Source organism: Paenibacillus sp. FSL R7-0331 (assembly GCF_000758645.1).
GTDB classification, from domain to species: Bacteria; Bacillota; Bacilli; order Paenibacillales; family Paenibacillaceae; genus Paenibacillus_AQ; species Paenibacillus_AQ camerounensis.
This window is the reverse complement of the sequence record NZ_CP009284.1, coordinates 5,840,599-5,866,968: the sequence shown is the minus strand read 5'-3', so window position 1 is coordinate 5,866,968 and position 26,370 is coordinate 5,840,599. Positions and strand designations below refer to the sequence as shown.

The window sequence follows — 26,370 nt, the reverse complement described above, 5'->3', positions numbered from 1 at the left end:
TTCAGAAGTTTTTAAGGCTGGGAATTATATGAAATTTAGAGCTTGGGATAGATGATTTCGAGTGTGCTCGGCAGAGACAGGCTATCACCGGGATTAAGTGTAATGATTCCTGTAAAGTCTGCATCCCGGTTAAGGTTGGGGGCATCAGGCAGCCAGGTATACGGTTCAGCGCACAGGTACTGGTCAGTCAGCCCCTTGGTGTAGATTACCCAGTGGCGGAAACGGCTCCTGTCTGCTGTATAACGGATGCCGTATCCGTCTTCACGCATCAGCAGGGCTTCGGAAGGCTGATAGCCGCCGGTTCTTAGCACGGTGTCCAGATCCTTGCCTGCAAGGTCCATTCCATGATGCAGGGAGTCCAGCTCACCCAGGGGAGACAGATTGCCGCTTGTTAGCAGCTCGTCATTCAATTCATAGATGGCCTCAGCGGGCAGGGTCAGCTTCCAGCGCTGGGGTTCACCGTCAATCATGAACCAGGTGTGGTAGCCGATCCCGAAAGGAATCGTTGTATCTCCCAGATGGGTTACCTTCAGTGTCTGCTGCAGCCTGGCATCCTGCAGCCTGAACGTCATCTCCATACGCAGCGGTACAGGGAACTGGGCCATCCAGCCGGGATCATCTGCAGTATTGAATTCTGTTGTAACGGCACACCCGTCCTCATCTTCTTCGATGTCACTCACGCACCAGGACTGGGTCCTGTGCAGGCCGTGGATATGGTGATCTCCTGCTGAGTTCTGCTCGAACTGATAGCTGGCGCCTCCGAACCTGAATTGCCCCTTGCGTATGCGCCCGGGAGGGACTAACAGCGGGATGCCGAAATGGTACGGCTTCTGCATGTAATAAGCCAAGTCGCTTTCATCAGGCGTGCGCAGGATTTGCCGCTCTTCCTTGCGGTCCCATAAGGAAATAACGTTATTTCCCAGCCGCGGCAAAAGCGTGACTTCCAGTTCACGGCTATGCAGAATATAGGTATCATAACCGCCCCACTGCCCTTTGGTCACCTGTTTCATAAGAGATATGCTCCTTTAACTTAACTTGATGGCATAGAACATGGATATCTTTATCATAACAGATTTATTCAGCAGTGGATAAGTCATTTGACAACATCACGGTCTCGCTCTATGATGAATGCATTAAGAAATGATTACAATGTGATGACAGGGACAAGTAAGCAGAAAGTGCGCCTTCAGAAAGCCGGTGGTTGATGCGAACCGGCAGGACACTCCTGACTGAATGGACCCTTGAGCGCCGCGTTTGAACAGGCTGCAGGCCCCAGTAGACCGGACGGCTCTTCCCCGTTAACGGAAGCTAAGGCTTGTTTTGTGTATTGTTCCCGCGGAACATCACAAACGGCGAATAAGGGTGGCACCACGGTCTCACGTCCCTTGCGGATGTGGGGCCTTTTTGCGTTCTGTTCACATTGAATTACATTCAGGAGGTAGAAAATCATGGCTAAAAAAGTATTGTCGGGCATTCAGCCCAGCGGCTCACTGACACTTGGCAACTATATCGGCGCGATCAAAAATTTCGTAAAGCTGCAGCAGGAGCATGAATGCTTCTTCATGGTGGTGGATCTGCATGCCATTACAGTTGCCCAGGACCCTGCAGCGCTGCGCGAGAATTCGGAATCCGTAGCAGCCCTTTATCTGGCAGCAGGCATTGATCCGAAGATATCCAATGTTTATATGCAATCACACGTTCCGCAGCATGCAGAGCTGGGCTGGATTGTAACCACACTTACTGCAATGGGTGAGTTGGAGCGGATGACGCAGTTTAAGGATAAATCCTCTGGTAAAGATTCAGTCGGCGCCGGCCTGTTCGTATATCCGTCGCTGATGGCGGCTGATATCCTGGTCTACAATGCTGATCTTGTACCGGTTGGAGAAGACCAGAAGCAGCATCTGGAGCTGACCCGTGACCTGGCGGGACGGTTCAATCACCGGTTCGGCGATTTCTTTACCGTTCCTGAACCTTACATCCCTGAAGTCGGCGCGCGGATCATGTCACTTGATGATGCAAGTAAAAAAATGAGTAAAAGCAATCCTAATGCAGGCAGCTACATCGCACTGCTGGACCCGCCGGATGTTATCCGCAAAAAAATCAGCCGCGCGACCACCGATTCGGGGCGTGAGGTAGTGTATGATCCGGCGAATAAGCCGGAAATCAGCAATCTGATGAGTATCTATGCGGAGTGCTCCGGCATGAGCCTGCAGCAGATTGCCGACCAGTATGAAGGACAAATGTACGGGGGCTTCAAAAAAAATCTGGGTGAGGTGCTGGTGGCTGCACTGGAGCCGCTGCAGCAGCGGTATCAGGAGATCCGCAGCTCGGGCACGCTGAGCGATATTCTGGCCGAAGGTGCAGAGCGCGCCCGGAATGTAGCCTCCCAGACATTAGCGGGTGTGAAGGAGCGGATGGGCTTCCTGCCTTACCGTTAAGAAGAACGCTGTGCCCGGGCCTCTGCTTTGCGTCTGAGTCTGGCTTTCAGGATAAACCCCCAGCCAATATTAAGGATGCATAGCAGGCCCAGCAGCAGTGCCAGCCAGAGGTTATAGCTGATACTGATTGAAGCGGCTGTCAGAATCAGTATTGAAGAAGTTGCGAACCACAAAGACAGACCTTTACCCATACAATCCAGCCTTCCTTTCTATAGAGCAAATAAATTTATCCTGCCGGGCTTATGCCCTGCAGGATTATTTTGCGTGCAGAAGCAGGGAATATCTGCAAAAACGAAGAATTGCTACTGAAAACGCTTTATGGAGATTGTGCCCTATGCTGCCGCAGGCGTCAAGAGGGGGATATTTGGAGCTGAAGCCAAACAGGCAGAGCGGCTGCTCTCCGGTTGCGGGAGAATGCCGTCCTGCCTGCTTGTGTGAATAAAGTGTGCGGTTAAAGCTTCATGGAGCCGGGGTCAATGGCAAACCGCTCATCCAGCTTTTCGCTGCTGAGCCAGCCTACATAAGTGTTAAGCACATGATATTCATTGTCCATAGCCAGTACGGCTACGAAAGGGAATTGCTTGCGGTGTAAATAACGCACATCCCCCCAGCGTACAATATAACCGGAGGGGAGTTCCTCAACCTCGGCCACAGCATAGGAGGTAAAGTACAGGAAGGCCTGGACATCCGGATGTGTCTTGGATTGCTCTACTGCCGGGTGGGTGGAGCATACAGCATGCTTGAACCATTCCAGTCGGCTTCCGCCCAGCACACCGACATTGTAGCTGCCGTCTGTCTTGGCTTTAACCACATTCCAGCGCGTTGGCGAGATCGAAGGGATGACAATATAGCGGTCACCGGGATCATGGTGTACGTCCTTGTTTTTAATATTGTGTGTAATCCTGGCATGCACCACCGTCCGCCAGACGTAATAAGCGGCAACGCAGATATACAGGGTGGTGAACAGCGGAGCCGGAGGCACAATACCGCTGATCCAGAGAATGACCGCAGCCGCGTGGCTTCCGAAGATAAACGGATCAAAGATATGGATGATATTCCAGGCGATCCATTTCTCGGTGAACGGGCGGGCGGCTTGGGTCCCGTAGGTATTGAACAGGTCCGAGAATACATGGACGGCAACGCCGATAAAACTCCAGAGCGCGATATGACTTAGTGCCTGCAGATCCGTAAAGCCGAATAACGGGCCGATTACGATCGTAATCAGTGCCGGCCATAACAGCAGGAAGGGCAGGGAATGCGTAATCCCCCGGTGGTTACGGATATACACGGCGTTATTTTTAAGGCGCAGCGCGGTGTCGGCATCTGGAGCTTGAGAAGCCAGTACAGTGGCGATCATGACGGCTCCGGCCAGGGATGGCTGTGAGGCCACGACAGGGTCAACGAAGGAAAGTCCTGCGAGTCCCAGGCCCATTACAAAATGTGTTGCTGTATCCATTGGTCAGATCTCCTTTGCACGGAAGTTCTCTATTAATAACTACCCAATTTCAGGCTGACTTATTTAGGGGGCGGAGAAATAAATAAAGTCACGTAATTGTCGAAATGATGAACATCTTGGTCAATGATTGTCAAAGTCTTTTGCGGTTTGATATGATAAAGTTAACAGCGAAACGAGTATTTTTCTTAATTGAGAATGTATTTAGGAGTCAATGCTCCGACCGAACGCTTAGAAGTCCCTTATGAAGGAGGAACACCAAACGTGGACAATCAATTGAGATATCAGGCTTCTTCCGATTCCGCGGCAGCTAAGGCCAAAGCACCCCGGGAGGGTGCAGGCTGGCGTGATTTCATTACAGTAACAAAGCCGGGCATTATCCGCTCCAACCTGATCGCTGCCTTTGCCGGATATTGGGTGGCATCCGGCTGGGATGTGCAGTACGGCAGATTAATTCTGACACTGCTGGGAACGATGCTGGTTATGGCTTCTGCCTGCGTGTTCAACAACTATTTTGACCGTGACCTTGATATGAAAATGGAGCGGACACGCGAACGCGGTCTGCCGACCGGCAGGCTGAAGCCGGGTGTTGTGCTGATGTATGCTATCGGGCTTGGCATTGCCGGTCTGGCTGTACTGTTCGCATTCTGCGGCGTGCTTGCCGGGATATTCGGTATTGTCGGTGTGTTCGTGTATGTTGTAGTCTACACCCTCTGGCTGAAAAGAACATCAACCTGGAGCACCTCAGTGGGCGCGATCTCCGGCGCTATGCCTCCGGTCATCGGTTATGTCGCTGTTACCGGTAAGGTTGATCTGGGTGCCTGGCTGCTGTTCGCGATGCTCTTCCTGTGGCAGCCGCCCCATTTCTGGGCCCTCGGCATCCGCCGCAAAGAGGAATACAGGGCTGCGGGCTTTCCGCTGCTGCCTGTAGTCAAGGGAGTACGGCGGACTAAGTTCCAGATGATTCCTTACGTCGCACTGCTGCTGCCTGTACCTATACTGATGTATGCATATGACTATGCAGGGATTTTTTATCTCGTTATCTCGCTCGGCCTGTCTGTAGCCTGGCTCTATCTGACTATAATCGGCTTCAAGGCAAAGGATGATGATGCCTGGGCCAAGAAAAATTTCTTTTTCTCCATTAATTACCTCACTGTCAGTCTGATCGCGCTTGTACTGAATACGATCCACGGATAAGAGGGGAGAGAGGCCTGTGCAAACCTTGAAGCGCTACAAATGGACCTGGCTGCTGCTATTGACCGCTCTTTGTATGGCTGCTTATCTGGCAGTCCATTCACTGGGGCTGGGCAAGAGTAAGCTGCCGGTTATCGGGGAGGTACAGGACTTCTCGCTGGAGAATGTGGACGGTAAGCGGATTACGCTGGCAGATACGCAAGGGAAGGCGCGGCTGGTGTATTTCTTTTTCACCGAATGTCCAGATGTTTGTCCGATTACTACGTATATGCTGTCTGAAACACAGGATTTGCTGGTCAAGGACGGCAGCTTTGGCAAGGATACAGCATTTGTCTCGATTTCCTTCGATCCTGAAAAAGATACACGAGAGGCAATCAGGACGTTCGCAGACAATTTTCACGCGGATTATGACGGCTGGTACTTTCTGCGGGGCGATCAGGAACAGATACGTAAGCTTGCAGCAGATTCCTTCAAGGTGCTTATCTACGGGGATAATAAGGATAACTTTGCCCATGCCAATCTGATCGGTCTGGTGGACCGGGATAATCAGCTCCGCGGACTGTATGATGCCGGTGATACGGAGAATATAACGCCCGAGTTCCTTGCCGGTGCACTGAAAAGACTGGCCCGGGAGTAATAATCGGGATAACTAGAAACGTCTTGTCCGCTCCTCTGCGTAAGGAGACCCGGACAAGACGTTTTTTGCATACCGTCAAAGGAAAGGAAGCGGCTGGGGATAGATGATGTATTCCTCAAGTCCGGCCTTTTCGAGCTGGGTAATGCTGTATTCATCAGGAGTCCCTTCGACACCGGCATAACCTCTGCGGGTATAGATATGAGTGGCATCCGGAAAGGCATCGCGCAGAATGCCGCGGATTTTTTTGCCGGAGCTGTCGTTATCCATATAGAGGTACACTTCGCCGTCCCCGATTTTACGCCTCAGGGTATCAAGCTTAAGGGTGTTAAGCGTACCGAAAGTGCACTGGATATCGATCTCGGAGCTGAGCAGGCGGCGCAGACGGCTACGGTCGTTTTTGCCTTCGACGATGATGGTAATGGACATAAGCGGTCACCTCTAAATCTAAATTTCTGAAGGGGGCGTTAAGCTTAAGCGGATTAATGATTAATACAGGTACCTACCGCTTATTTTACCTAAGCTTCGTCATTTTTAACAGCCGGATACGCGATAAGCACAATCATTCCCCGGGAAATGTCGTAAAAAGAAAATTGCCCGGCAGCGGCCGGGCGGCGTTATGGCTGATTATAGCAGTAAAGGTGTGCGGACTTTGGCATGATTTGTTGCAGGCACCAGGAAGGTATATCAGGCTGCAGGATTATTTAAGCCGTTATGGTAAAGTGAAGGCCGGCTGATTCCTTTGGGCGGAAGCAGCAGGATAGCCGTCATGAGCAAGACGAAGGCTATGAAATAAGGCGAGACGTATCCGCGCAGCTGTCCGGCGGCAACCGGTCCGGCAAAGGCGCCAAGCGACATGGCAATGGACTGCAGCGAGAAGGTGCGGCCTAAACGGCCGCCGCTGCCCAGACTGATGAACAGCGAAGCCATCGCGGGAAACAGCACACCCTTTGCTGCTCCCAGCATGAACAGGACAACACCTGCCGGAATGGTTGTGAACGCGGCCAGGGTGAAGAAGCAGAGAGCCATAGCGAGCAGTGCGGCAGCGATGCGGCCGGCCGGAGACGTGCGGTTAAGGAACATCAGGCTGAGTGTAGCCAGTGCCCCAAGGCTCATGAGCGAGAGCAGCACACCGGTTGAGACGATGCCGTCCTGTCCCTGTGACAGAGGCAGCTCGAAGAACAGGACGCCCTGCGCGCAGGAGACGAAGAAGGGCAGCAGATAGTAGCGCCGGCTGGTGCCGGCTTCAGCAGCGGGAACAGACGGTTTCGGTGAAGCCGGCTGAGACGGCGGCTGTAGAGCCAGGGCACGGGCAGGCGCCTTCTTCGGCACGCTGATCAGAGCCATGAGGCCGGTGGCAATCAGCAGCCAGCCCAGTGTGGTGAAGGTGCCGGAATAACCGGCCTTATGCACAATATAAGCCCCGGCTGCCGGGGATACCACTGAGGCCAGCGTATGGATGATGCCGTGCCCGGACATATATTTGCCCTGTGTGGCTGAATCGCTGGACAGTGAGGCCAGCAGTGTCATGCAGGCGGGGGAGAGAAAAGCCAGCGCAAATCCGCTGGCTGCCCGCAGCACAAGCAGATGCCAGGGTAGCTGGGCGTAGGCCTGCAGAAGCAGCAGAATACCTGCTGCCACCAGGCTGAAGACGATATAACGGCGGCTGCCGTTTTTGTCAACGAGTACGCCGGCCAGCAGATTGCCGGGAAGATGGGTCAGTGAATACATGCCCATCATCCAGCCGATGAAGGCAGGGCCTGCGCCAAGCGACATGGCAAACGGGGTCAGGATCGGATACTGTGCATGCAGATCAAAAAAGGCCAGGAACAGAAACAGATACAGCCACAGTGCGGTTTTCACGGTATACACCTCCGGAAGTCCGGTCATGACCCGGAAGACGGGCCTGCCGGTTTCTTTTTGACTATCGGCATAAGGACAGCTTCAGCCAGCAGATTACAAACAGGCCTACTTGTACTGTACGTGCGCCCCGGAGGGCTTATACCATTTTATTCGTCTAACCTGTATGCACTCAGGCAATCATGAATTATATGGGGCATTCATGTATAATAATGAATATGAATATTGCGATAGGGGTGTTGTGAAATTGATGGATCCGGCAGTTTGGTCACAATTTATCAGAGAGAATTGGCTTGTTATTGTTATAGCGCTCGTCATCCTGTTTGCGGTTATTAATCTGGTCAAAACGGTGCTGAAGTGGGCAATTGCAATCGTTATTATCGCCGGTCTGTTCATTTACAGCGGGGTTACTATGGATCAGATCGGTGATGCAGTGAATAAGGTGGCAGACAGTACGGTAAGCACGCTGAAGAGCGAAGCCCAGGAGGTTATGCTGAGCGAAGCCAAGGAAGCAAAATATACCTCAAACGGAGACGGTACCTTTACGATTACGACGCCGAATCTTGAGGTTAAGGGGACAGCGGGAGAAGATAAGGTTGAAGTGACCTTCCGCGGTGTCAGCCTCGGCAAGTGGAGTATCACCGATACGACCAAAACCTTTATAGACGAAGCCCGGAAGAACGGAAATTAGCATGCAGACCGTTGAGGCGCTATAAATGCAGAAAGGGGAATGGACATGCTGGACAGCTGGATAGCAAGCTTAAGTGAAGCCAACCTGATTTCGATCCTGCTGCTGCTGGTCGTGCTCTTTTCCCTCCTGCAGGGCTACAGCCGCGGATTCAGCCGTGCGGCAGGAGGATTGTTCGGTCTCTTGGGAACCGGGCTGCTGACTGTAGCTGCACTGATTATCGCTATTCCTGCGGCGCTGTATTTTTCACCGGTTGCTGAAGGCTGGGCAGCATCGGTAGTGCTGCCGGACAGTCCGCTCAGCGGGTGGCAGCAGCTGTATTACACGGCTGTATCAGTGCTTGAGGGCTCACCGCTGGTGCGGTTTTTCCTGCTGCTGCTGTTAGGCTACAGTCTGATCCGCCCGCTGCTTGGCCTGCTGTTCATGTTCCTGCCCTTCCGCCTTACGGGACGTAAGGAGCGTCCGCATGGCCGGAGAATTAACCAGACCAGCCGGCTGGGCGGTGCGGTTATCGGGCTGGCCGTCGGGCTGGTCCGCGGACTGGTGCTGGTCTTCGCCTTGTATATAGGAGTCGGGCTTAATCCGGACAGCGGGTTCAGCCGCTATGTCGAATCCTCTCCTATATACAGCCAGAGTGCGGCGGCTGTTTTTGAACCGATTGCCGGCGAGAATGTGCGCAGCAGGCTGCCTGTCCTTACCAAAGCGGTAGCCGCCGAGATGAACGATATTCTGCGCCGCAAATACGAGGTGATTGATCATGACATTTCACCTGATATTGAGCAGGCGGCAGCAGATATTGCGGGACAAGCTGCTGATTCTGAGGCAAAGGCTAGGCAGCTGTATGACTGGATCGGTTCCCGGATTGCCTATGATTACAGCAAGGCGGACAATTATGAGCAGAATGGAATCTGGAAGGAGCAGACGCCGCAGGATACATTCGATACCCGGCTCGGAGTCTGCATTGATTATGCCCGGCTGTATGCGGTTATGGGCCGCTCCCAGGGACTTCAGGTCCGTGTCGTTACCGGACGGGGCTATGACGGGCAGGGGGGCTACGGTCCGCATGCCTGGAATGAGGTCTTTATTCCGGAACGGCAGGCCTGGATTCCGCTTGATTCCACCTGGGCCTCCAGCGGGAACTGGTTCAATACGGAGGATTTTGCCGAAACCCATCTTAAAGAGGATGTACTGTGACAAAGAGGAAGTCAGACCCGTTATATGGTACAATTCGGTGGAGTAAGTGCATGATATGCCCGAAATGTTTATTTAAGCTGTAAAGGAGTGAAAAACTGTGAGTTTTTTCCGTAAGCAGGCCTCTCCGCCAGACAAAGATACTACCAAGAGCTCGCTTGGCCTGCGGATTAACGTGTTTTTTTTCAGCACGTTTGCTATTTTTTGCGTCATTATTATCCGTCTTGCCGTTGTACAGTTTGTTGAAGGGCCTACGCTTACAGAGGTGGAGACCAGCCGTGATACCAAAAATGTTCCGCTTGCAGCAATCCGCGGTGTGATCCGTGCGGCAGGAGGCGAGGAGCTTGCTTATTCAACTTCCGTACAGTCGCTTTACATTACATTAACCAAGGAATATACCGCTAAAGCCACGGACAAAATCACTGGCGAAACGGCGCTGACCCCGGATGCCAAGGCGAAGGGCGAGGCACTGGCAGCGAAGCTGGTTGAGGACTTTAATAAATACGGTGATCCTGCTGCTGCAAAGCTGACAGAACAGGATGTCATCGACTCACTGGATTTGTATTTCAAGAAATATTCGGGCTTCATGGCCCGCCGGATCAAGGCAGGGCTGACTTCGGAGGAAGTGGCTTATTTCATGGAGCACAAACATGAATACCCCGGCCTTGAAATTGTCGAGGAGAGCAGCCGGCACTATGATAAGGATACGGTAGCCGTGCAGACGATTGGTTATATCAAGCCGTTCAAATCCTCTAACAGTCTGGATATCTACAAAAATATTCAGGCGGCAATGAAAAAAATAGATGCTGACCCCGGCCTGAGCTATAAAGATGATGAATTTGTCGGATTTGACGGGCTTGAGCTGCAATACCAGCGAGAGCTGCGCGGTAAAAACGGCTATCAGGTAATCTCCGTGAATCCGCAGAACATGGCAGAGAAGGTCGAAGAGGTTGTGCCTCCTGTCAAAGGCAATGACGTATGGACGACCATTAACAAATCCATTCAGATGAAAACCGAACAGGCGATTACGGATCAGATCAGCTGGCTCCATACTCACGCCGTGCAGGGCAAGACCCACACCGATGCGCTGACAGGCTATGCGGTAGCCATGGAAGTCGATACCGGAAATATCGTAGCGATGGCAAGTATGCCGGACTATGATACCAATGTGTGGACGGCCGACAAGATGGATACGAAGGTATGGAACGAGATAATGGGGAACTATCAGAACGGGACCATTACGCCGTATTCCTCGGGCATGTCAGGCCATGAGTTCGGTTCTACCGTACTGCTCGGCTCGACCATTAAGCCGCTAAGTGTGCTCATCGGGCTGAATGAAGGCTTTTTTACAACTTCAACCATTTATCAGGACAGAGGGATTGCCTACTTTGGTAAAAATGATAATGCCTCTGTACGCAACGCCTCCGGTCATGTATACGGATCGATGGACCCGGCCAAAGCGATTGAGAAATCCTCCAATGCCTTCATGGTTGATATGATCGGCAAGAAGCTGTGGGAGAAATACCAGAATAAGGGTATTGATGTCTGGGATCAATATATGAAGGAATTCGGATTAGGCGTCTCTACCCAGAGCGGATTGCCGAGAGAGTTCCTCGGACAGATCAACTATACCGATACCAAGGCCGCGGGAAGCGCGCAGGCCGCTCTTGTCTATGCCTCCTTCGGCCAGCAGGGGCGTTACACTGTGCTTCAGCTTGCCCAGTATGCTTCTACTCTGGCAAATGAAGGCGTACGGATTAAGCCTCAGCTGGTAAGCAAGATTACCGACTCCAAAGGCAATGTCATTAAGCAATTTCAGCGTGAAGTGCTGGATGAGGTCACTACCTTCAATAAGTCTTACTGGAGGGAAGTTATTAAGGGCATGAACAGTGAGGTTTCGGCGTTCTCTGACTTCTCTTATGATTTTGCACGGAAGACGGGAACCTCGCAGCAGACGGACAGAACCAATACGAACCGTGATAACGGGGTGTTTATTGCTTTTGCCCCGCGCGAAAATCCTAAGCTGGCTGTTGCTGTAGTTATTCCGGAGGGCGGATTCGGTTCGAACAGTGCTGCTCCGGTAGCGCGCAAGATTTTTGATGCCTATGACTGGGAATACGGCCTGGATGGAATACCGAAGAAATCTTTAAAGTCTGCGGACAGCGATACAACTGCAACAGACGGCACAAATGCCGCTGATTCGACAAACTAAGCAATATTAATCAGCCCCTCATCATGAGGGCGACATTAGAAACGGAGGGGTGGCAATGACTGCCAAATACCGCCTGCTTGCACTGGATATGGATGGAACCCTGCTGAATGATGAACAACTGATTACCCCTAAGACAGTAGAATGGATTAAAAAAGCGGTCGATGCCGGCGTTCACGTCTGCCTGTCCACAGGACGGGCATTCCGGAGTGCTATGCCTTACGCTGAACAGCTTGGCCTCAAGACTCCGATGATCACTGTGAATGGAAGTGAAATCTGGCGGGAGCCATATGAGCTGTATCGCCGCTCGCTGATGGACCCGGCGCTGATTCATCGGCTGTACGAAATTGCTGAGGAATATGGCATCTGGTTCTGGGCGTACTCTACCGAGCAGGTCTATAACCGCAACAATTGGGACGGGGACATTATGGGCCGCGAATGGCTCAAATTCGGTTATTCTACAGAGGATGATGATATCCGCCACAAGCTGCTGATGCAGCTTCAGGATCTAGGCGGTCTGGAGATTACCAACTCCACCCCGGTTAACCTTGAGATCAATCCGCTTGGCGTGAACAAAGCCTACGGAATCGGAGAGGTGTGCAGGCTGCTCGGAATTGACATGTCCCAGGTGGTTGCCGTCGGCGACAGCCTGAACGATCTGGCGGCTATTCAGGCCGCCGGTCTGGGCGTTGCGATGGGCAATGCCCAGGAGACGGTGCAGCAGGAAGCGGATGCTGTCGTTGCCTCAAATAACGAGGACGGCATTGCTGAAGTGATTGAGAAATATGTATTAGGTGTAACTGCAGAATAGCTGTAGTGTGTACACTTATATTGGGTCAAAGCTGGCTCCCGCGGCGAATAACTGTATTTTGTACAGCTAAATTTGGCCGAATGGCTCAAAATCAGCATTTTACGGCTGCTTAAGTGTACAAAGTGCAACTAAAATAGAAATATGAGCAAAAATGGGTATTTTAGTTGTACAAAGTGCAACTAAGTGCCTGCACCTGGGTACACGCGACCAAAGAAATATCGGGTGTGTAACTATGCTATCAGAACGAACAATACGCTCCGAAGGAAGTTTGCGAAGGAAAACAAAGAAGCTGAAGCTATCAAACTAAGCGTATGCTTTCGAAGCGGTTTTGCCACGTGAGTTCAAGGAAGTTAATGCTATCAAAACTGGAGGCTAAAGGAATGGCAATCCTGGGTTGGATTCTGATCATTGCTTTGTTTGCGGTAGGGCTGGCGGGGGCGGTATATCCGATACTGCCCGGTGCGCTGGCGATTTATCTGGCGTTTTTTGTATACGGCTGGTTCTTTTCATTCGGATCATTTGGAGCCTGGTTCTGGATTATCCAGACTCTCATAGTGGTTGTGCTGTTTGTAGCGGACTACGTGGTCGGGGCGTGGGGAGTCAAAAAATTCGGAGGCTCCCGTGCCTCGGTTATCGGGAGTACCATCGGTATCATAATAGGGCCATTCGTCATTCCTGCTTTTGGCCTAATCCTGGGTCCTTTTATCGGCGCCTTCATCGGTGAGCTGATCGCCGGCTCCCAGCCGGGTAAAGCGGTCAAGGTCAGCTTCGGCTCCCTGCTCGGCTTATTCAGCAGTACCGTAGTCAAAGTAATACTGCAGATTATGATGGTGGTCCTCTTCTTTATCTGGATCTCTGTGAACTAAATTAACAGCGAAGAAGGCGAAACAGTTTGTCCAAGAAAGAGTCTTTTGTCAAAGGCACGCTTATTCTGGCCGCGGCAGCGCTTATAGCCCGCGTGCTCGGGCTTGCCCAGCGGGTTCCGCTGGAACACTTATTTAATGTTACCGGAAATGCAGCATTCGCACAGGCCAATACGGTGTATCTGATGCTGCTTCCGCTGGCTACCGCGGGGATTCCAAGCACGCTCAGCAAAATGGTATCCGAACGCTACGCCCTGAACCGGCCGCATGAAGCCCAGCAGGTGTACCGGGCGGCGCTGATCTTCGCTGCGGTTGTCGGCGTTGTGATGAGTACACTTCTGTACATAGCAGCCCCGTATTATGCAGACTATGCTAAGGTTCCAGAGAGTACACTTGCAATCCGGGCTATTGCTCCGGCGCTGCTGCTATTCCCCTCCATCGCCATGATGCGCGGCTATTTCCAGGGACGGAACAATATGATGGCCGGCGGTATTTCGCAGATTGTCGAGCAGATTGCCAGGGTATCCACCGCGATCCTGCTTGCTTACATTTTGTTGAAGCAGGGCTATGACAATACATGGATGGCGGCTGGTGCTTCGTTCGGCAGCGTGTTCGGCAGTATCGGGGCATTCGGAATCATGCTGTATTATGCTATGAAAATGCGCCGCACCGAAGAGAAAGCGGCATTGTACGATTCAAGCGCGGCCAGACTTCCCCTGCTCGGTATTTATAAAGATATTTTTAAATTATCCATTCCGATTGTATTGTCTTCTGTGACTGTACCGGTCGTGAACTTTATCGACACAACGTTAATTGTGCCGCTGCTCAGCGGCCAGACCGGATTAGAAGAGGCTACACGCGCACTGGGGATCTACGGCAACCGGGCGATCAGTGTTGCCGGCATTCCTCCAGTGCTTGCCATTGCGCTGAGTACATCACTGATTCCGATTATTTCAGCCGCTTATGCCCGCAAGGATGAGCAGCATCTGCAGCGCCAGGTCACACTGGCGATGAGGATATCCATTCTGACCGGGACACCGATTGTAGTCTCGCTTGTGGTCGCTGCCTATTCCATTAACGGCCTGCTGTTCAGCAGTCTGGACGGCAGCGGAATCGTCGCTATGCTGACGGTCGGAACGATTTTCCAGATTACGATGATGACAACGAACTCCATTCTGCTGGGCATGGGGAAATCGCGGATTTCCATGTATTATGTGTTTGCCGGTATCCTGACCAAGCTGGCGGCAAGCTTCCTGCTAAGCAAGGTGTTCGGCATCTACGGGATTATCGGCGCTACGGCGCTCTGCTTTATCGTCATTACGCTGCTCAACCTGCGCATGCTGAAGAAGATTGTGCCCTTTACCATTATGGGCAAACGCTGGGGCGGCTTCACTGTCGCCGTACTGGCCTCCGGCGGAATCGGCTACGGATTGAATGAGGCGGGCATTACGCTAACCCGTATGATGCCCGACCGGATCGCATTCCTCATTACCTGCCTGGTTGTAGGCGCGGCAGTTGTGGTTATTTATCTTGTGCTGCTTATTGTGCTGGGCGTGTTCAGCCGCCAGGAGATTGCCGGATACCCGCGTGTCCTGCAGAAAGTTCTGAACCCGCTGATGAAGCTTCAGCCCGCCAGAGTGCGTACACACGAATAATGCTGTGATGTTTGTCTTAATTTTATGGTTTTGAATTGACTTACTGAGCACAATTTGCTTCACTTAGAGAAGAAACATATACAGTTTAACCAGGAAAGGATTGACCCTTGCATGGATAAAATTTCTTCTGCTGCGGAGTTTCAGGTAGCGATTCAATCGCCTCGTTTAACGATAGCCGTATTCAAGGCGGACTGGTGCTCCGACTGTAAATTTATTGATCCGTTTATACCTGAGGTAGAAACGAATTATGCGGATCGCCTGACCTTGGTTGAGGTCGATGTTGATGCTGTCGGTGATGTCAGCCAGGAACAGAATATTCTCGGTATTCCCAGCTTTGTAGCCTACAGCGACGGACGGGAGCTAGTGCGCTTTGTCAATAAGCTGCGTAAATCCCGTGAGGAGATCGAGAATTTCCTGGACCGGGCGCTGGAAGTCTATCTGAGCATCCATAAGTAATATCATTTCTACAGCATGAAGCACCGCTTTCGCCCCGACCAGAGCAGAAGCGGTGCTTTTTTTCTAGCATTCATAAGGGTTCATAGGCAAGGCGTGTCCATCTCTCTCCTTCCATTCATCTTGGTACAATGGGGTGATCAAAGTGACGACAGCTCATTTGAAGTGGCTCAGCTACATAACCTGCCTCATGATGTTTCTCGCCTTGTTCGGAGGCGCCGTTGTAACCAAGACAGGCTCGGGTCTTGAATGCGGCAATGAATGGCCGCTCTGCCACGGCAAGCTTATTCCGGCATACACGCTCGGCTCAATGATCGAATACACTCACCGCTTGTTCAGCGGCCTTGCCGGCCTGCTATCGCTGGCATCCATGATTTTGTTCCGGCGGTTTGCGCACCAGCGCAAGGAATTGCTGGGCTATGCCCTCTTAACCCTTTTATTCGTTGTCGTGCAGGGAGGAATGGGAGCGCTTGCGGTTATCCGTTCGCAGTCGGCGGCGGTGATGGCCCTGCATATGGGCTTTTCCCTGATTGCTTTTGCCAGTGCCCTGATGCTTGCTCTTGGAACCAGAAGATGGCATCAATCTGCCGGACAGCAGGATGCAGACGGACCCGCGGTGAGCCGGGGCTTCCGCAACTTAACCTGGATAACGGCGTTATACTCTTATATCGTTGTGTATATCGGGGCTTATGTCAGCCATACGGATTCACAGGGAGGCTGCTCGGGCTGGCCGCTCTGCAACGGGGAATGGGTCCCTGAGCTGACAGGCGGTGTGGGCATTGTATTCACGCACAGGCTTGCTGCAGCGCTGCTGTTTCTTTTGACGGCCCTACTAGGCCACCTGGCATTCTGGAGATACAAAAAGCTGCCGGAGCTGCGGATGCTGGGAGTAGCCGCGGTTACACTCTGCCTGCTGCAGGTGTTCAGCGGTGCCGCAGTCGTTCATACGCTGTATAACGAGAAACTGTACATATTCGCTGCACTTTCCCATATTGTGCTGATCGCCGGATTGTTTGGAGTGCTGTGCTATATGAGTGTACGGGTATGGCAGCTAAGCATAAAATAACGTTCACATCTGATCGATAAATAAGGAAGACGTTTGTGTTAGGAGGTGCCAACAAAGGTGGGATACGGAAATTTACGCCAGTGGATTGAGCAGCTTCGCAAGGACAAAGAGCTGGCTGTTGTAGAGGTTCCTGTGGACCCTTATCTGGAGCTGCCGGAGATTCACCGGCGTGTCATGCGGGAGGAAGGGCCGGCGCTGCTGTTCACCAATGTGAAAGGAACCCCTTTTCCTGTGGTGACCAATCTGTTCGGAACAGCCCGGCGCGTGGACCGTGCTTTTGGCAGCAGGCCGGAGCAGCTGCTGAAGGCAGTGGCCGGAGCGGCTGATACGCTGCTGCCGCCTACGCTCCCTAATATGTGGAAGGAAAAAAAGCTGGTCTATAATCTGCTGAAAACAGGCATAAAGCATGTGCCGCAGGGTGAGGCGCCGGTCCTTGGCGTCTGCCGGACGAATGATCCGCTTCAAGAGCTGCCGCGTGTTACCAGCTGGCAGGAGGCAGGCGGTGCCTACATCACGCTTCCGCTTATCTATACTGAGAGCCTGATGAAGCCGCAGAAGCACAGTTTGGGTATGCACCGGCTCCGCTTCATTGATCACAGCACGGCTGAAATAGACTGGCAGCGGAACCAGGGGGCGGGCTTATTTCAGCAGGAGGCTGCAGCCGCAGGCGAGGCCCTGCCGGTATCCGTCTTTATCGGAGGTCCGCCTGCGCTGATGGCAGCAGCAGGTGCTTCGCATTCAGTCCGGCTGCCGGCTCTGGTACTCGCGTCCCTAATCCTCGGCAGCAGGCTGCCTATGGTCAAGGACCCGCTGGGCGGGCACTCCATTCCTGCGGAAGCGGAGTTTGCAATCCGCGGCCTGGTTACGCCGCAATCTGCAGCGCAGCAGGCCCCGGTCATGCATGTACAGCGGATCTGGCGTCGCAAGGATGCAATTTATCCGGCTTCCATTGCTGTTACTCCGCAAGAGGATAATTTTTACCTGGTTAATTACCTTCAGCAGCTGCTTTCTCCTGTCCATCATCTGGCAATGCCTTCGGTGAATGCCTTCTGGACATACTCCGAATCCGGTCCGGGCGGACTTGCCGCAGCAGCTGTGCAGGACAGCTCTCCGCAGGAGGCGCTGGGTGCAGCGTTCCGCATCTTGGGTGAACGGCATTTGTGCAGCAGCAGAATGCTGCTGCTTACAGGGGGACCGGCTGTTTTTTCTGATCTGCCCGCCACCCTGGAATACGTTCTGGAACGCTTCAATCCGGCTGCCGGTCTGCATGTATTTAGCAATACAGCTGCGGACGGGGATGGTTGCAAGCCGGGTTCTGCCAGCCAGGCGGTACTATCGGGTGTAGGACCTGCCATACGGGAGCTTCCCCGCTCTTATACAGAGGGTCAATTGCCAGGAATTGCGGAAGCCGTTCCTTATTGCGGGGGATGTTTAGCTGTTTCCGGTGCATCCTATGAAGAGGACCCGGAGCTTCCCGTCAGGCTGAGTGCTGATCTTCGCGAACAGCAGACAGCCTGGCCGCTGGTGATAGTGACGGATCATGCTGCTGAAGCGGTGCGCACCCAAAGCTCCTTCTTATGGACGGTGTTTACCCGGTTTGATCCGGCCAGGGATATTTATGCTGCTTCAGTAATAAAGCAGCATCAGCTCAGCTACAAGCTGCCGATTGTCATTGATGCGCGTATGAAGCCGGGATATGAACCGGAGCAGACGGCCTGCAGCAGTACACTGGATTTGGTTGACCGCAGCTGGAGCCGTTATTTTCAGCAGTAAAGCTCAGCTGACCGTTCATTAAAGGCTGGAATCATACATTCTTCGTAACTTTAAGGAGGACAAGTCATGCTGCGGATATTACTGGGTGAGCCTCCGCGCCGCAACAGCGGGGTACTGGCTGAAGCGATGGACAACATGGCACAGGTAGCGTCCATGCTGCGCAAGGAAATGAATGACCATGAAGATCATGACCATGAGTACCGCAAGCTGGAGATATGGACACGCGGCCTGATTTCCTCGCTTGATGAGCTGGAGCAGAGCTGCTTCGCCGCAGCTTTTTACCGGAAAAAGGTCGTTGCAGGGTACATGGATGATATGTCGGTGGAGGAGCAGGGGGATTACGCGCGGTATGTTTATTTTTATAAAAACGGCTTTATCCGTGTCTTCTCACTGCTCGACAAGCTGGGAACGGTACTGAACAGCCTGTATGATCTGAACACAAGCCAGAATAAGGCCCATTTCTCCTACTTCACGGTGCTGCGGCAGTTTCAGCTGCTTAAGACGCATAGTCCGCTGGCAGATGAGCTTGAGGACATAAAGAATTCATACCGTGAGCCGCTGCAGAATCTGCGCAAGCGCCGCAACGCCGAGATTCATTACATGAACGCTGAAATGCAGGATGATCTGTGGCAGAGGCATCAAGGGCTTCATGATAAAATAAGGCTGGAGGATGTGGACAGCCATCTGGAGGATCTGAAGCAGGGTGTGGAGATGGTCTGCAAATCCTTATGTGCAGCCTTCCGTTACAGCAATGAGCAGTGGCATAAAAACAAGGCTATGGCTGATAATACTCCAGGACAGGGGCACGTTAAAGCGACAAAATCTTCCTTTGACAAAAAAGCGGAAACTCACTATACTTAGGCTTGCATTATATTCTTATATTCTGCGACAAGTATCGCTCAATAATTTCATATTTTTCTTATCGAGAGCGGCGGAGGGATAGGCCCGATGAAGCCCGGCAACCGATTTGTGTACAGCCCTTTATTTCTGCGCTGCCTGCAAATGTCATGGTGCTAATTCCTACAATGCCGCATGGATGCGGACGTTGGCAGATGAGATGGCATTGTTAACAAACGCACAGGGCCTCTTGCGATCTGCAATGATCGGAAGGGGCTTTTTTGATTAGCATCAGAATAAAGGGGGAACGACGGAAATTGATAGAGCTGAAAGAGTTGACCAAGGTTTACGGAAAGGGCAGTAAGGCCGCAACAGCGCTCTCGGGCTTAAATCTGTCTATCAAAAAAGGTGAGATCTTCGGTGTAATCGGCCATTCCGGTGCCGGTAAAAGTACACTGATACGCTGCATCAACCTGCTGGAGCGCCCGACCGCCGGTGAGGTCTGGGTAGACGGCGTTGAGCTTACCGCTCTCGGCAAGGGGCAGCTGCAGGAGAAACGTCGTAAGATCGGCATGATCTTTCAGCACTTTAATCTGTTATCCTCTGCTACCGTATATGACAATATCGCGTTCCCGCTGAGGCTGGCAGGCACATCAAAGAGCCGGATTGATCAGAAGGTGAAGGAGCTGCTGGTGCTGGTCGGCCTTGAAAACCATGCAGGCAAATTTCCGGCCCAGCTATCCGGCGGACAAAAGCAGCGTGTCGGCGTTGCCCGCGCACTTGCAAGCGATCCGGATGTTCTGCTGTGCGACGAGGCCACCTCGGCGCTGGACCCGCAGACAACAGACTCCATTCTGCGGCTGCTGCTTGATATTAACCGCAAGTTCCACCTGACCATTGTACTGATTACCCATGAGATGCATGTCATCCAGAGCATCTGCGACCGGGTAGCCGTTATTCACGGAGGCGGAATTGTGGAGCAGGGCGAAGTGACAGAGGTATTCCTGAAGCCGAAGCATGAGGTGACCAAGGATTTCATCCGCAGTGAAACACAGCAGGACGGTCCGCTTAGAGCAGCGCTGGAAGCTGGAGGCAGAGGCGATACGAAGGCGGTTAAGATTACTTTTCTGGGGCAAAAAACCTATGAGTCCACCTTATCTGAGATTGTACGCGGAACAGGCGTCAATTTTGCCATTCTGCAGGGTACGATTTCGACCATCAAGGATGTCCCTTACGGCCAGCTGATTGTCCGGTTTGAAGGCGAGCCCGGCGCAATTAACGCTACGATAACTGAACTGGCGGCACAAGGACTTGATGTGGAGGTGATTTCCTGATGGGCGGTCTCAATTTTAATGATATTAATTGGCAGGAAATGGGTGAAGCATCCGGTGCCACATTAAAAATGTTGGCATATTCCGGAATTTTCACAATTATTCTTGGTTTACCGCTCGGAATTGTGTTATATTTATGGGGAAGATCAAATAACAGTATTATCAGGGTTGTTTACTCGGTATTATCACTGGCTGTAAATATCCTCCGCTCGGTTCCATTCCTGATTCTGATGGTGGCCCTGATCCCGCTGAGCAAGACGATTATGGGAACTTCAATCGGGGTACTTGGAACGATTCCGGCGCTGGTTATCGGTGCTGCCCCGTTCTTTGCCAGACTGGTGGAGACCTCACTGCGTGAGGTAGACCGCGGAGTGATTGAAGCGGCGCAGGGCATGGGGGCTTCGACAGGCCAGATTGTTATGCGTGTGCTTTTGCCGGAAGCCCGTCCAGGCTTGCTCGCCGGAGTAACGATTACGCTGGTAACCCTTGTCTCCTACACAGCAATGTCGGGTATGATCGGCGGCGGCGGTCTTGGTGACCTCGCGATCCGCTACGGTTATTACCGTTATGAGAAGGAAGTCATGATTATCTCTGTAGTGCTGATGGTTATACTAGTTCAGCTGCTGCAGATGGCCGGAGACAGGCTGGTCCAATATTTCACCCGGAAATAAGGTAATTCCAAATATAGCCTTATTCATAAACACATTTAGAGGGGGATTTACAGATGAAAAAAGTACTACTGACGTTCTTCAGCTTGACCTTGGTATTGGTGCTGGCAGCTTGCGGCAACAATAACACTGCTAATAACGCTGCAAATTCTGCAGCAACTAATGCTCCGGCAGCTGATGCTTCCGCTGAGCCTACTACAGAGCCTGCCGCTGATCCGGTAACGCTTGTTATCGGTGCTTCTCCTGTACCGCATGCCGAAATTCTGAATGCCATCGCTCCGCTGCTTGAAGCACAAGGCATCAAGCTGGAGATTAAGGAATTCACTGACTACATCCTGCCTAACACACAGCTGGCCGAGAAGGCACTGGATGCGAACTTCTTCCAGCACAAGCCATACCTGGATGACCAGAACACTAAGAACGGCACGGATCTTGTATCTGTGACTGCAGTTCACGTTGAGCCATTCGGCGCTTATTCCAAAAAAATTAAATCCGTTGACGAACTGGCTGACGGTGCAAAAGTAGCAATCCCGAACGATGCAACCAACGGCGGACGCGCTCTGATCCTGCTGGCTAAGAACGGTCTGATTACGCTGAAGGATGATACTAACATCACTTCAACTAAGGCAGATATCACTGAAAACCCTAAGAACCTGGAAATCATTGAACTGGATGCAGCAATGCTGCCGCGCCAGCTGGATGAAGTAGATATTGCGCTGATCAACACCAACTTTGCGCTTGAAGCCGGCCTGGTTCCAACGAAGGATGCCCTGTTCATCGAGGGTGCTGATTCCCCTTACGCTAACCTGCTGGTAGCCCGTCCTGACAACAAGGATTCTGATGCAATCCAGAAGCTGGCTGCTGCCCTGAACTCCGCAGAAGCTAAAGCCTTCATCGAAGAGAAATACGAAGGTGCCATTATCCCTGCATTTTAAGCTGCTGATTAACGCGGCTTCGTAATGAATAAGAGGCTGTCCCGGAGAGGTCATTAATGACCTTGCGGGCAGCCTCTTTTTACGCCGGGAAGAAATAACCGGGTTGTGACACCGGATGAAATCCTCTATAATAGAAAAAATCCCGCTCCCCTGATTCAGGGAAACGGGACGGTATAGAACGGGATTAGAATACTTGAACAACTTCTTCTACGCCTTCTACTTCTTCAATCAGGGCGCGTTCGATCCCGGCTTTCAGCGTGATCGTGGAGCTCGGGCAGCTGCCGCAGGCACCCATAAGCTTCAGCTTAACGATACCGTCTTCAACGTCGATCAGTTCAACGTCGCCGCCATCGCGCTGCAGGAATGGACGTAGTTTATCCAGTACTTCCAGAACCTCATCATACATGGTGGTGCTTTGTACATTCTCACTCATTTCTCAATCACTCCTTTCGTAAGCTTATTATAGTACAAAAAGTTAAAAAATAAAATGGTTAGCGTATAATAAGGAGAACATCATGAGACCAATTATTGAATTTTGTGCCAGCAATATCGGGCACGGGACAGGCCCGCTTATGAACAAGCTGGAGCAGAATCCCGAATATGATGTTGTTGAATACGGCTGTCTGAACAATTGCGGGGAATGCTACCTGCAACCGTTCGCCATGGTAGACGGCGAGATCATTGCAGCGGATTCCCCGGAACAGCTGGAGGAGGCTATCGAGACTGCCATTAAGGAGCAGGAAGCCTGGGACAGCCTGGATCTGGACTAACAGCCGGCCTGTTGTTTAACCGAAGTGCCGTTTGGACATCCAGAGCACACCGCTCTTAAGCAGACGGGGAACACGACCGATTACGGAGCGGCGGCCCATCAGGCCGAAGCCTGCATTTTTGCCCAGGGAACCGAGTGTTCCCTTCAGCTTGAGGGCGTGCAGCTTCGGGGTGTCACCCCGCCATAGTGACCGGAGCACATAGGCGACCTGTTCGCCCTGTGCGCCTGCCGCCTGTGCGCTCGGCGCAAAGGGCAGGCTGGCACAATCTCCAATCACATAGACCCCGGGATAACCGGCTATGTCCGAATGCGGGCTAATCACAAGCCTGCCGCCCCGGTCTTTGGGCAGCTCAAGCTGCTGCACGACCTTGACCGGCTGAATGCCAGCCGTCCATACCGTTACATCCGCAGCAATTGCCTGGGTGCCGTTAAAGACGGCACCCTTTTCTACGTGGGACACGGAGATGCGGCCGAGTGTCTCGACCTGGTGTTCGCTGAACCATTCCTCCACATACCGGGACAGCTTGGCCGGAAAGGCGGACAGGACACGCTCTCCGCGGTCCAGAATCCGGATATTCAGGTCCGGCCGGCTCTCACGCAGCTCTGCTGCTATTTCGACTCCGCTTAGCCCTCCGCCTACGATATTCACCGATCCGTACGGCTTAATATCATTGAGCCGGCGGTAGGTCTCCCGTGTGGCGGAGAAGCTCTGGATACTGCAGGTATGCTGCTCAGCACCCTCAATGCCGTGATAGTTGTCCGTGCACCCCAGGGCAATCACCAGAATATCATAGGGAACCGGCTCACCGGATTGAAGAAAAACGAGCCGGCTGTCCAGATCAATCGAGCCTACCTCGCCGTAGCGCACAGTTAGGCGCGGATGCACGGGAAATTGGATACGCAGATGATAGTCGTTCACAGTACCTGCGGCAAGCGCATAATATTCGGTCTTGATTCCCTGATAAGGCATCCGGTCTATCAAAACAATCTCCACATCGTGGGGCAGATGGTGGCTCAGCAATTCCTGGATCAGGGCAAGGCCGCCGTAGCCGCCGCCAAGGACAAGTAGTGTTCTCATGAGACCCGTCTTCCTTTCAAATATGGCTGTAGTATGGATTGCAACAGGCACAGTAACGCTATTCTATTCGTAAACCTTGATTTCGTTGTAGAAGGTATCCCGCTCGACCGGGATACGTCCGGCGCCTTTGACGAGCCAGATCAGCTCTTCACGTGTCATACCCTCCGGCGTCAATGCCCCGGCGGCGTGGCTGATCCGCTCCTTCAGGATGGTTCCATGTACATCGGATGCACCGAAGCTCATGGCTACCTGGGTCAGCTGTACACCTATATTAATGAAGTAAGCCTTGATATGGTCGAAATTGTCGAGCATCAGCCGGCTGACGGCAATTGTCTTGAGATCCTCGTAAGCAGAGTTGCGGCGCATGATACCGGCGTTGCGGTTCTTCGGCTGCATAGACAGCGGAATGAACACCATGAAGCCGTTTGTCTCGTCCTGCAGCTCACGGATCTGCAGCATATGACGGATGCGGTCCTCGCGTGATTCAATCGAGCCGTACAGCATCGTTGTGTGTGTTCTCATGCCCATTTTGTGGGCGGTCCGGTGAACCTCCAGATATTCTTCGACATTCGCTTTATCGACCCGCATTTTTTTGCGGTACTGGTCGGAGAGAATTTCTGCTCCGCCGCCGGTCAGTGATTTCAGTCCAGCCGCACGCAGCTGCTCCAGCACTTCACGGATGCTTAGCCCGCTGATCCGGGTGAAGAAATCAATCTCTGCTGCCGTATAAGCCTTGAGTGTCACCTCTGGGAACCGTTCATGCAGCGCCTTCAGTGAATCAACATAATACTGGAAGGGCACCTTATCATTATGGCCGCCGACAATGTGGAATTCGCGCACACCGGGGTGGATATGCTGTTCGACATATTGCACCATTTCCGGCCCAGACAGGGTGTAAGCCCCTTCTTCGCCGTCATCCTTGCGGAAATTGCAGAATGCGCAGCGGGATTCGCACACATTGGTGAAATACAGGCTCATATTTTCGATAAAATAGACCTTTTTCCCGTTCTTGCGCAGGTTGACCTCATTAGCCAGCTGGCCGATTGTCAGCAGGTCATCGCTTTCATATAAATAAACGCCGTCTTCCAGATTTAATCGTTCGCCGCCGCGTACTTTTTCAATAATGTCTGCCATTCTGGCATCGGTGTGCGGGGTTATAAGTGTAGACATACAAATTCCTCCTGAAGGTTAGACTTCCTGAACCGGCGGTCCATGAATAAAAATAAAGAAAGAGGCACCTAGCCTCCGTGACAAATTTCCGAATTTTACAGATCATCGCTTAACCTATTATAAACCTCTCTCTAAAGGTGAGCAACCGCCGCGGGAAGTTAGCATTTTCCTGTTTGGAAGCTTTAGCCGGAGAGTTGTGACTTGAGCGAACGGACGTAGTGGAGTATACTGAATTTTATATAGAGTATAACTTTTAGCCGGAAGGCTTATGACATCATATAACATTTAGGAGGTTAGACTATGATTTCAATCAGTGAAACAGCGGCGGGACAGCTTAAGACCATGCTGGCTGATCAGGAAGTGCCGAATATGTTCCTTCGTCTTGGTGTAACTGCGGGCGGCTGCAGCGGGTTCTCATACGCAATGGGCTTTGACGACAACGAGACCGAACAGGATGTCTATATGGATGTTGAAGGACTCAAGGTAGTAGTGAGCAAGGATGATATCCGTTACCTGAACGGCCTTGAGATTGATTTCGAGGAATCCGGCATGACCGGCGGGTTCACCATTCATAATCCGAACGCCAGTGTTACCTGCGGCTGCGGTTCATCGTTCCGTACGAAGGAAGAAGCGGGGAATCCGGCGGCTGAGCCTTGCTAAATATAGCTTAAGAAGTCAAGGACTTTTAACACACGCAATAATTTAAAATTAGAGCCTCTTGGGATGTGTACATTGCAGAATACACTTTCAGGAGGTTTTTTGTTTCAAGGCAGGATGACGGTGCTAACGGACTGTAGCGGCCTTATTTTCCTTTGAGAGGACACTTTACCAAGCTAACGGACCGTAGTGAGCTTATTTCAGCAAAATGACGTTTGCCGGGGCGGATTTTAAATAAATAAGGTCGCTGGTGTCCGTTAGCCTAATAAATAACCGATTATGGCCGGAATAAGATCATCTGGGTCCGTTAGGGTAATCCGGCGGCAATGCAACCATTGTATAACTCAGAGGGGGCGTTGCGATGCTGACATTCAGGTACATAAAGCGCAGAAAAGCCCGAAATGAGCTGATAGAGCTGCAGACAAATTTGATTTTTTACGAGCCTCTCTATACAGCGGTTTATCCTTTCCATGAATGGTTTAAAGAAAAAGGGGACTTTTACAGGGAAGTAATATCACCTATCCCGCACCAGTTATTTTGATGAGACTATCGAATATATAGAAAACTTGCTGAAATTGGGCGTTGAAAAGCATCAATATATGATCATATTTTTTCATATGCAAATATTTGAGCGGGC

General features: G+C 52.0%; 26 protein-coding genes and 1 riboswitch. Of the genes, 18 read left to right on the top strand and 8 right to left on the bottom strand.

Annotation, left to right across the window (positions count from 1 at the left end; genetic code table 11):
• Positions 1–35: 35 nt before the first annotated feature.
• A complete protein-coding gene (locus R70331_RS25440) occupies positions 36–1,010 on the bottom strand; it encodes an aldose 1-epimerase (RefSeq protein ID WP_042180469.1) in 975 nt (324 codons plus the stop codon).
• Between the two features lie 438 nt (positions 1,011–1,448).
• Here R70331_RS25440 and trpS point away from each other — a divergent pair, with 438 nt between their 5' ends.
• On the top strand, positions 1,449–2,438 hold the full coding sequence (gene trpS, locus R70331_RS25435) for a tryptophan--tRNA ligase (RefSeq protein ID WP_042180468.1): 990 nt from the start codon (positions 1,449–1,451) through the stop codon (positions 2,436–2,438).
• Here the strand turns inward: trpS and R70331_RS25430 are convergent.
• Together R70331_RS25430 and R70331_RS25425 are read right to left on the bottom strand one after the other, a co-directional pair.
• Positions 2,435–2,629: a hypothetical protein gene (locus R70331_RS25430; RefSeq protein WP_042180467.1), complete on the bottom strand. Its 195-nt coding sequence runs from the start codon at positions 2,627–2,629 to the stop codon at positions 2,435–2,437. The genes trpS and R70331_RS25430 overlap by 4 nt on opposite strands.
• A gap of 260 nt (positions 2,630–2,889) precedes the next feature.
• Entirely contained in the window at positions 2,890–3,894 is a 1,005-nt protein-coding gene (locus tag R70331_RS25425; RefSeq protein WP_042180466.1) for a metal-dependent hydrolase, read from the bottom strand.
• Positions 3,895–4,155: 261 nt separating this feature from the next.
• Between R70331_RS25425 and cyoE the strand changes: the two genes are divergently transcribed.
• Positions 4,156–5,088, top strand: a complete 933-nt coding sequence (gene cyoE, locus R70331_RS25420; RefSeq protein ID WP_042180464.1) for a heme o synthase — start codon at positions 4,156–4,158, stop codon at positions 5,086–5,088.
• Between the two features lie 16 nt (positions 5,089–5,104).
• A complete protein-coding gene (locus tag R70331_RS25415) occupies positions 5,105–5,722 on the top strand; it encodes an SCO family protein (RefSeq protein WP_156131197.1) in 618 nt (205 codons plus the stop codon).
• Between the two features lie 75 nt (positions 5,723–5,797).
• On the opposite strand, the gene R70331_RS25410 is transcribed toward R70331_RS25415, so the two are convergent.
• Together R70331_RS25410 and R70331_RS25405 are read right to left on the bottom strand one after the other, a co-directional pair.
• The gene (locus R70331_RS25410) at positions 5,798–6,148 is read right to left on the bottom strand and encodes a DNA primase (RefSeq protein WP_042180462.1); all 351 of its coding nucleotides are present in this window, start codon (positions 6,146–6,148) and stop codon (positions 5,798–5,800) included.
• Between the two features lie 258 nt (positions 6,149–6,406).
• The gene (locus R70331_RS25405) at positions 6,407–7,582 is read right to left on the bottom strand and encodes an MFS transporter (RefSeq protein ID WP_042183232.1); all 1,176 of its coding nucleotides are present in this window, start codon (positions 7,580–7,582) and stop codon (positions 6,407–6,409) included.
• A gap of 247 nt (positions 7,583–7,829) precedes the next feature.
• On the opposite strand from R70331_RS25405, the gene R70331_RS25400 reads away from it, so the two are divergent.
• The 13 genes from R70331_RS25400 to R70331_RS25340 all read left to right on the top strand — a co-directional run bounded on the left by R70331_RS25400 (position 7,830) and on the right by R70331_RS25340 (position 22,059).
• Positions 7,830–8,270, top strand: coding sequence for a hypothetical protein (locus tag R70331_RS25400; RefSeq protein WP_042183229.1), 441 nt, complete (start codon positions 7,830–7,832; stop codon positions 8,268–8,270).
• 45 nt (positions 8,271–8,315) lie between these two features.
• The gene (locus tag R70331_RS25395; protein WP_042180460.1) at positions 8,316–9,461 is read left to right on the top strand and encodes a transglutaminase domain-containing protein; all 1,146 of its coding nucleotides are present in this window, start codon (positions 8,316–8,318) and stop codon (positions 9,459–9,461) included.
• 97 nt (positions 9,462–9,558) lie between these two features.
• Positions 9,559–11,670 carry a peptidoglycan D,D-transpeptidase FtsI family protein gene (locus R70331_RS25390; protein ID WP_042180458.1) on the top strand — a complete coding sequence of 704 codons (2,112 nt, stop codon included), beginning with the start codon at positions 9,559–9,561 and terminating at the stop codon, positions 11,668–11,670.
• A gap of 55 nt (positions 11,671–11,725) precedes the next feature.
• Positions 11,726–12,478 carry a Cof-type HAD-IIB family hydrolase gene (locus R70331_RS25385; RefSeq protein ID WP_042180456.1) on the top strand — a complete coding sequence of 251 codons (753 nt, stop codon included), beginning with the start codon at positions 11,726–11,728 and terminating at the stop codon, positions 12,476–12,478.
• Positions 12,479–12,858: 380 nt separating this feature from the next.
• On the top strand, positions 12,859–13,344 hold the full coding sequence (locus R70331_RS25380; RefSeq protein ID WP_042180454.1) for a DUF456 domain-containing protein: 486 nt from the start codon (positions 12,859–12,861) through the stop codon (positions 13,342–13,344).
• Positions 13,345–13,370: 26 nt separating this feature from the next.
• Entirely contained in the window at positions 13,371–14,996 is a 1,626-nt protein-coding gene (locus R70331_RS25375) for a putative polysaccharide biosynthesis protein (RefSeq protein WP_042180453.1), read from the top strand.
• 111 nt (positions 14,997–15,107) lie between these two features.
• Entirely contained in the window at positions 15,108–15,452 is a 345-nt protein-coding gene (locus R70331_RS25370; RefSeq protein WP_042180450.1) for a thioredoxin family protein, read from the top strand.
• 142 nt (positions 15,453–15,594) lie between these two features.
• Positions 15,595–16,515, top strand: a complete 921-nt coding sequence (locus tag R70331_RS25365) for a COX15/CtaA family protein (protein ID WP_081947749.1) — start codon at positions 15,595–15,597, stop codon at positions 16,513–16,515.
• Positions 16,516–16,572: 57 nt separating this feature from the next.
• Positions 16,573–18,288, top strand: coding sequence for a UbiD family decarboxylase (locus R70331_RS25360; RefSeq protein ID WP_042180448.1), 1,716 nt, complete (start codon positions 16,573–16,575; stop codon positions 18,286–18,288).
• 66 nt (positions 18,289–18,354) lie between these two features.
• Positions 18,355–19,149, top strand: a complete 795-nt coding sequence (locus R70331_RS25355; RefSeq protein WP_197071363.1) for a Cthe_2314 family HEPN domain-containing protein — start codon at positions 18,355–18,357, stop codon at positions 19,147–19,149.
• Between the two features lie 55 nt (positions 19,150–19,204).
• Positions 19,205–19,347, top strand: a riboswitch (SAM riboswitch).
• Positions 19,348–19,442: 95 nt separating this feature from the next.
• Entirely contained in the window at positions 19,443–20,459 is a 1,017-nt protein-coding gene (locus R70331_RS25350) for a methionine ABC transporter ATP-binding protein (RefSeq protein ID WP_042180447.1), read from the top strand.
• Positions 20,459–21,127, top strand: a complete 669-nt coding sequence (locus R70331_RS25345; protein WP_042180446.1) for a methionine ABC transporter permease — start codon at positions 20,459–20,461, stop codon at positions 21,125–21,127. Before R70331_RS25350 ends, R70331_RS25345 begins: the two co-directional genes overlap by 1 nt.
• 53 nt (positions 21,128–21,180) lie before the next feature.
• The gene (locus R70331_RS25340; RefSeq protein ID WP_042180444.1) at positions 21,181–22,059 is read left to right on the top strand and encodes a MetQ/NlpA family ABC transporter substrate-binding protein; all 879 of its coding nucleotides are present in this window, start codon (positions 21,181–21,183) and stop codon (positions 22,057–22,059) included.
• Between the two features lie 184 nt (positions 22,060–22,243).
• Here the strand turns inward: R70331_RS25340 and R70331_RS25335 are convergent, their stop codons facing one another.
• Complete coding sequence (locus R70331_RS25335) at positions 22,244–22,492, bottom strand: NifU family protein (RefSeq protein WP_042180441.1); 249 nt, start codon at positions 22,490–22,492, stop codon at positions 22,244–22,246.
• Between the two features lie 82 nt (positions 22,493–22,574).
• Between R70331_RS25335 and R70331_RS25330 the strand changes: the two genes are divergently transcribed.
• The gene (locus tag R70331_RS25330) at positions 22,575–22,829 is read left to right on the top strand and encodes a YuzB family protein (RefSeq protein WP_042180440.1); all 255 of its coding nucleotides are present in this window, start codon (positions 22,575–22,577) and stop codon (positions 22,827–22,829) included.
• A gap of 15 nt (positions 22,830–22,844) precedes the next feature.
• On the opposite strand, the gene R70331_RS25325 is transcribed toward R70331_RS25330, so the two are convergent.
• The gene (locus R70331_RS25325) at positions 22,845–23,906 is read right to left on the bottom strand and encodes an NAD(P)/FAD-dependent oxidoreductase (protein ID WP_042180439.1); all 1,062 of its coding nucleotides are present in this window, start codon (positions 23,904–23,906) and stop codon (positions 22,845–22,847) included.
• A gap of 63 nt (positions 23,907–23,969) precedes the next feature.
• Positions 23,970–25,076 carry an aminofutalosine synthase MqnE gene (mqnE, locus tag R70331_RS25320; protein ID WP_042180438.1) on the bottom strand — a complete coding sequence of 369 codons (1,107 nt, stop codon included), beginning with the start codon at positions 25,074–25,076 and terminating at the stop codon, positions 23,970–23,972.
• A 300-nt stretch (positions 25,077–25,376) separates the two neighbouring features.
• On the opposite strand from mqnE, the gene R70331_RS25315 reads away from it, so the two are divergent.
• Entirely contained in the window at positions 25,377–25,736 is a 360-nt protein-coding gene (locus R70331_RS25315) for a HesB/IscA family protein (RefSeq protein ID WP_042180437.1), read from the top strand.
• Positions 25,737–26,370 lie beyond the last annotated feature (634 nt).

Bases quoted from the DNA above. Each gene is read 5' to 3' on its own strand.
- R70331_RS25395 (WP_042180460.1), top strand. From the start codon at position 8,316: ATGCTGGACAGCTGGATAGCAAGCTTAAGTGAAGCCAACCTGATTTCG.
- trpS (WP_042180468.1), top strand. From the start codon at position 1,449: ATGGCTAAAAAAGTATTGTCGGGCATTCAGCCCAGCGGCTCACTGACA.
- mqnE (WP_042180438.1), bottom strand. From the start codon at position 25,076: ATGTCTACACTTATAACCCCGCACACCGATGCCAGAATGGCAGACATT.
- R70331_RS25385 (WP_042180456.1), top strand. From the start codon at position 11,726: ATGACTGCCAAATACCGCCTGCTTGCACTGGATATGGATGGAACCCTG.
- R70331_RS25380 (WP_042180454.1), top strand. From the start codon at position 12,859: ATGGCAATCCTGGGTTGGATTCTGATCATTGCTTTGTTTGCGGTAGGG.
- R70331_RS25315 (WP_042180437.1), top strand. From the start codon at position 25,377: ATGATTTCAATCAGTGAAACAGCGGCGGGACAGCTTAAGACCATGCTG.
- R70331_RS25440 (WP_042180469.1), bottom strand. From the start codon at position 1,010: ATGAAACAGGTGACCAAAGGGCAGTGGGGCGGTTATGATACCTATATT.
- R70331_RS25340 (WP_042180444.1), top strand. From the start codon at position 21,181: ATGAAAAAAGTACTACTGACGTTCTTCAGCTTGACCTTGGTATTGGTG.
- R70331_RS25400 (WP_042183229.1), top strand. From the start codon at position 7,830: ATGGATCCGGCAGTTTGGTCACAATTTATCAGAGAGAATTGGCTTGTT.
- R70331_RS25410 (WP_042180462.1), bottom strand. From the start codon at position 6,148: ATGTCCATTACCATCATCGTCGAAGGCAAAAACGACCGTAGCCGTCTG.
- R70331_RS25370 (WP_042180450.1), top strand. From the start codon at position 15,108: ATGGATAAAATTTCTTCTGCTGCGGAGTTTCAGGTAGCGATTCAATCG.
- R70331_RS25335 (WP_042180441.1), bottom strand. From the start codon at position 22,492: ATGAGTGAGAATGTACAAAGCACCACCATGTATGATGAGGTTCTGGAA.
- R70331_RS25355 (WP_197071363.1), top strand. From the start codon at position 18,355: ATGCTGCGGATATTACTGGGTGAGCCTCCGCGCCGCAACAGCGGGGTA.
- R70331_RS25425 (WP_042180466.1), bottom strand. From the start codon at position 3,894: ATGGATACAGCAACACATTTTGTAATGGGCCTGGGACTCGCAGGACTT.
- R70331_RS25325 (WP_042180439.1), bottom strand. From the start codon at position 23,906: ATGAGAACACTACTTGTCCTTGGCGGCGGCTACGGCGGCCTTGCCCTG.
- R70331_RS25430 (WP_042180467.1), bottom strand. From the start codon at position 2,629: ATGGGTAAAGGTCTGTCTTTGTGGTTCGCAACTTCTTCAATACTGATT.
- R70331_RS25330 (WP_042180440.1), top strand. From the start codon at position 22,575: ATGAGACCAATTATTGAATTTTGTGCCAGCAATATCGGGCACGGGACA.
- R70331_RS25345 (WP_042180446.1), top strand. From the start codon at position 20,459: ATGGGCGGTCTCAATTTTAATGATATTAATTGGCAGGAAATGGGTGAA.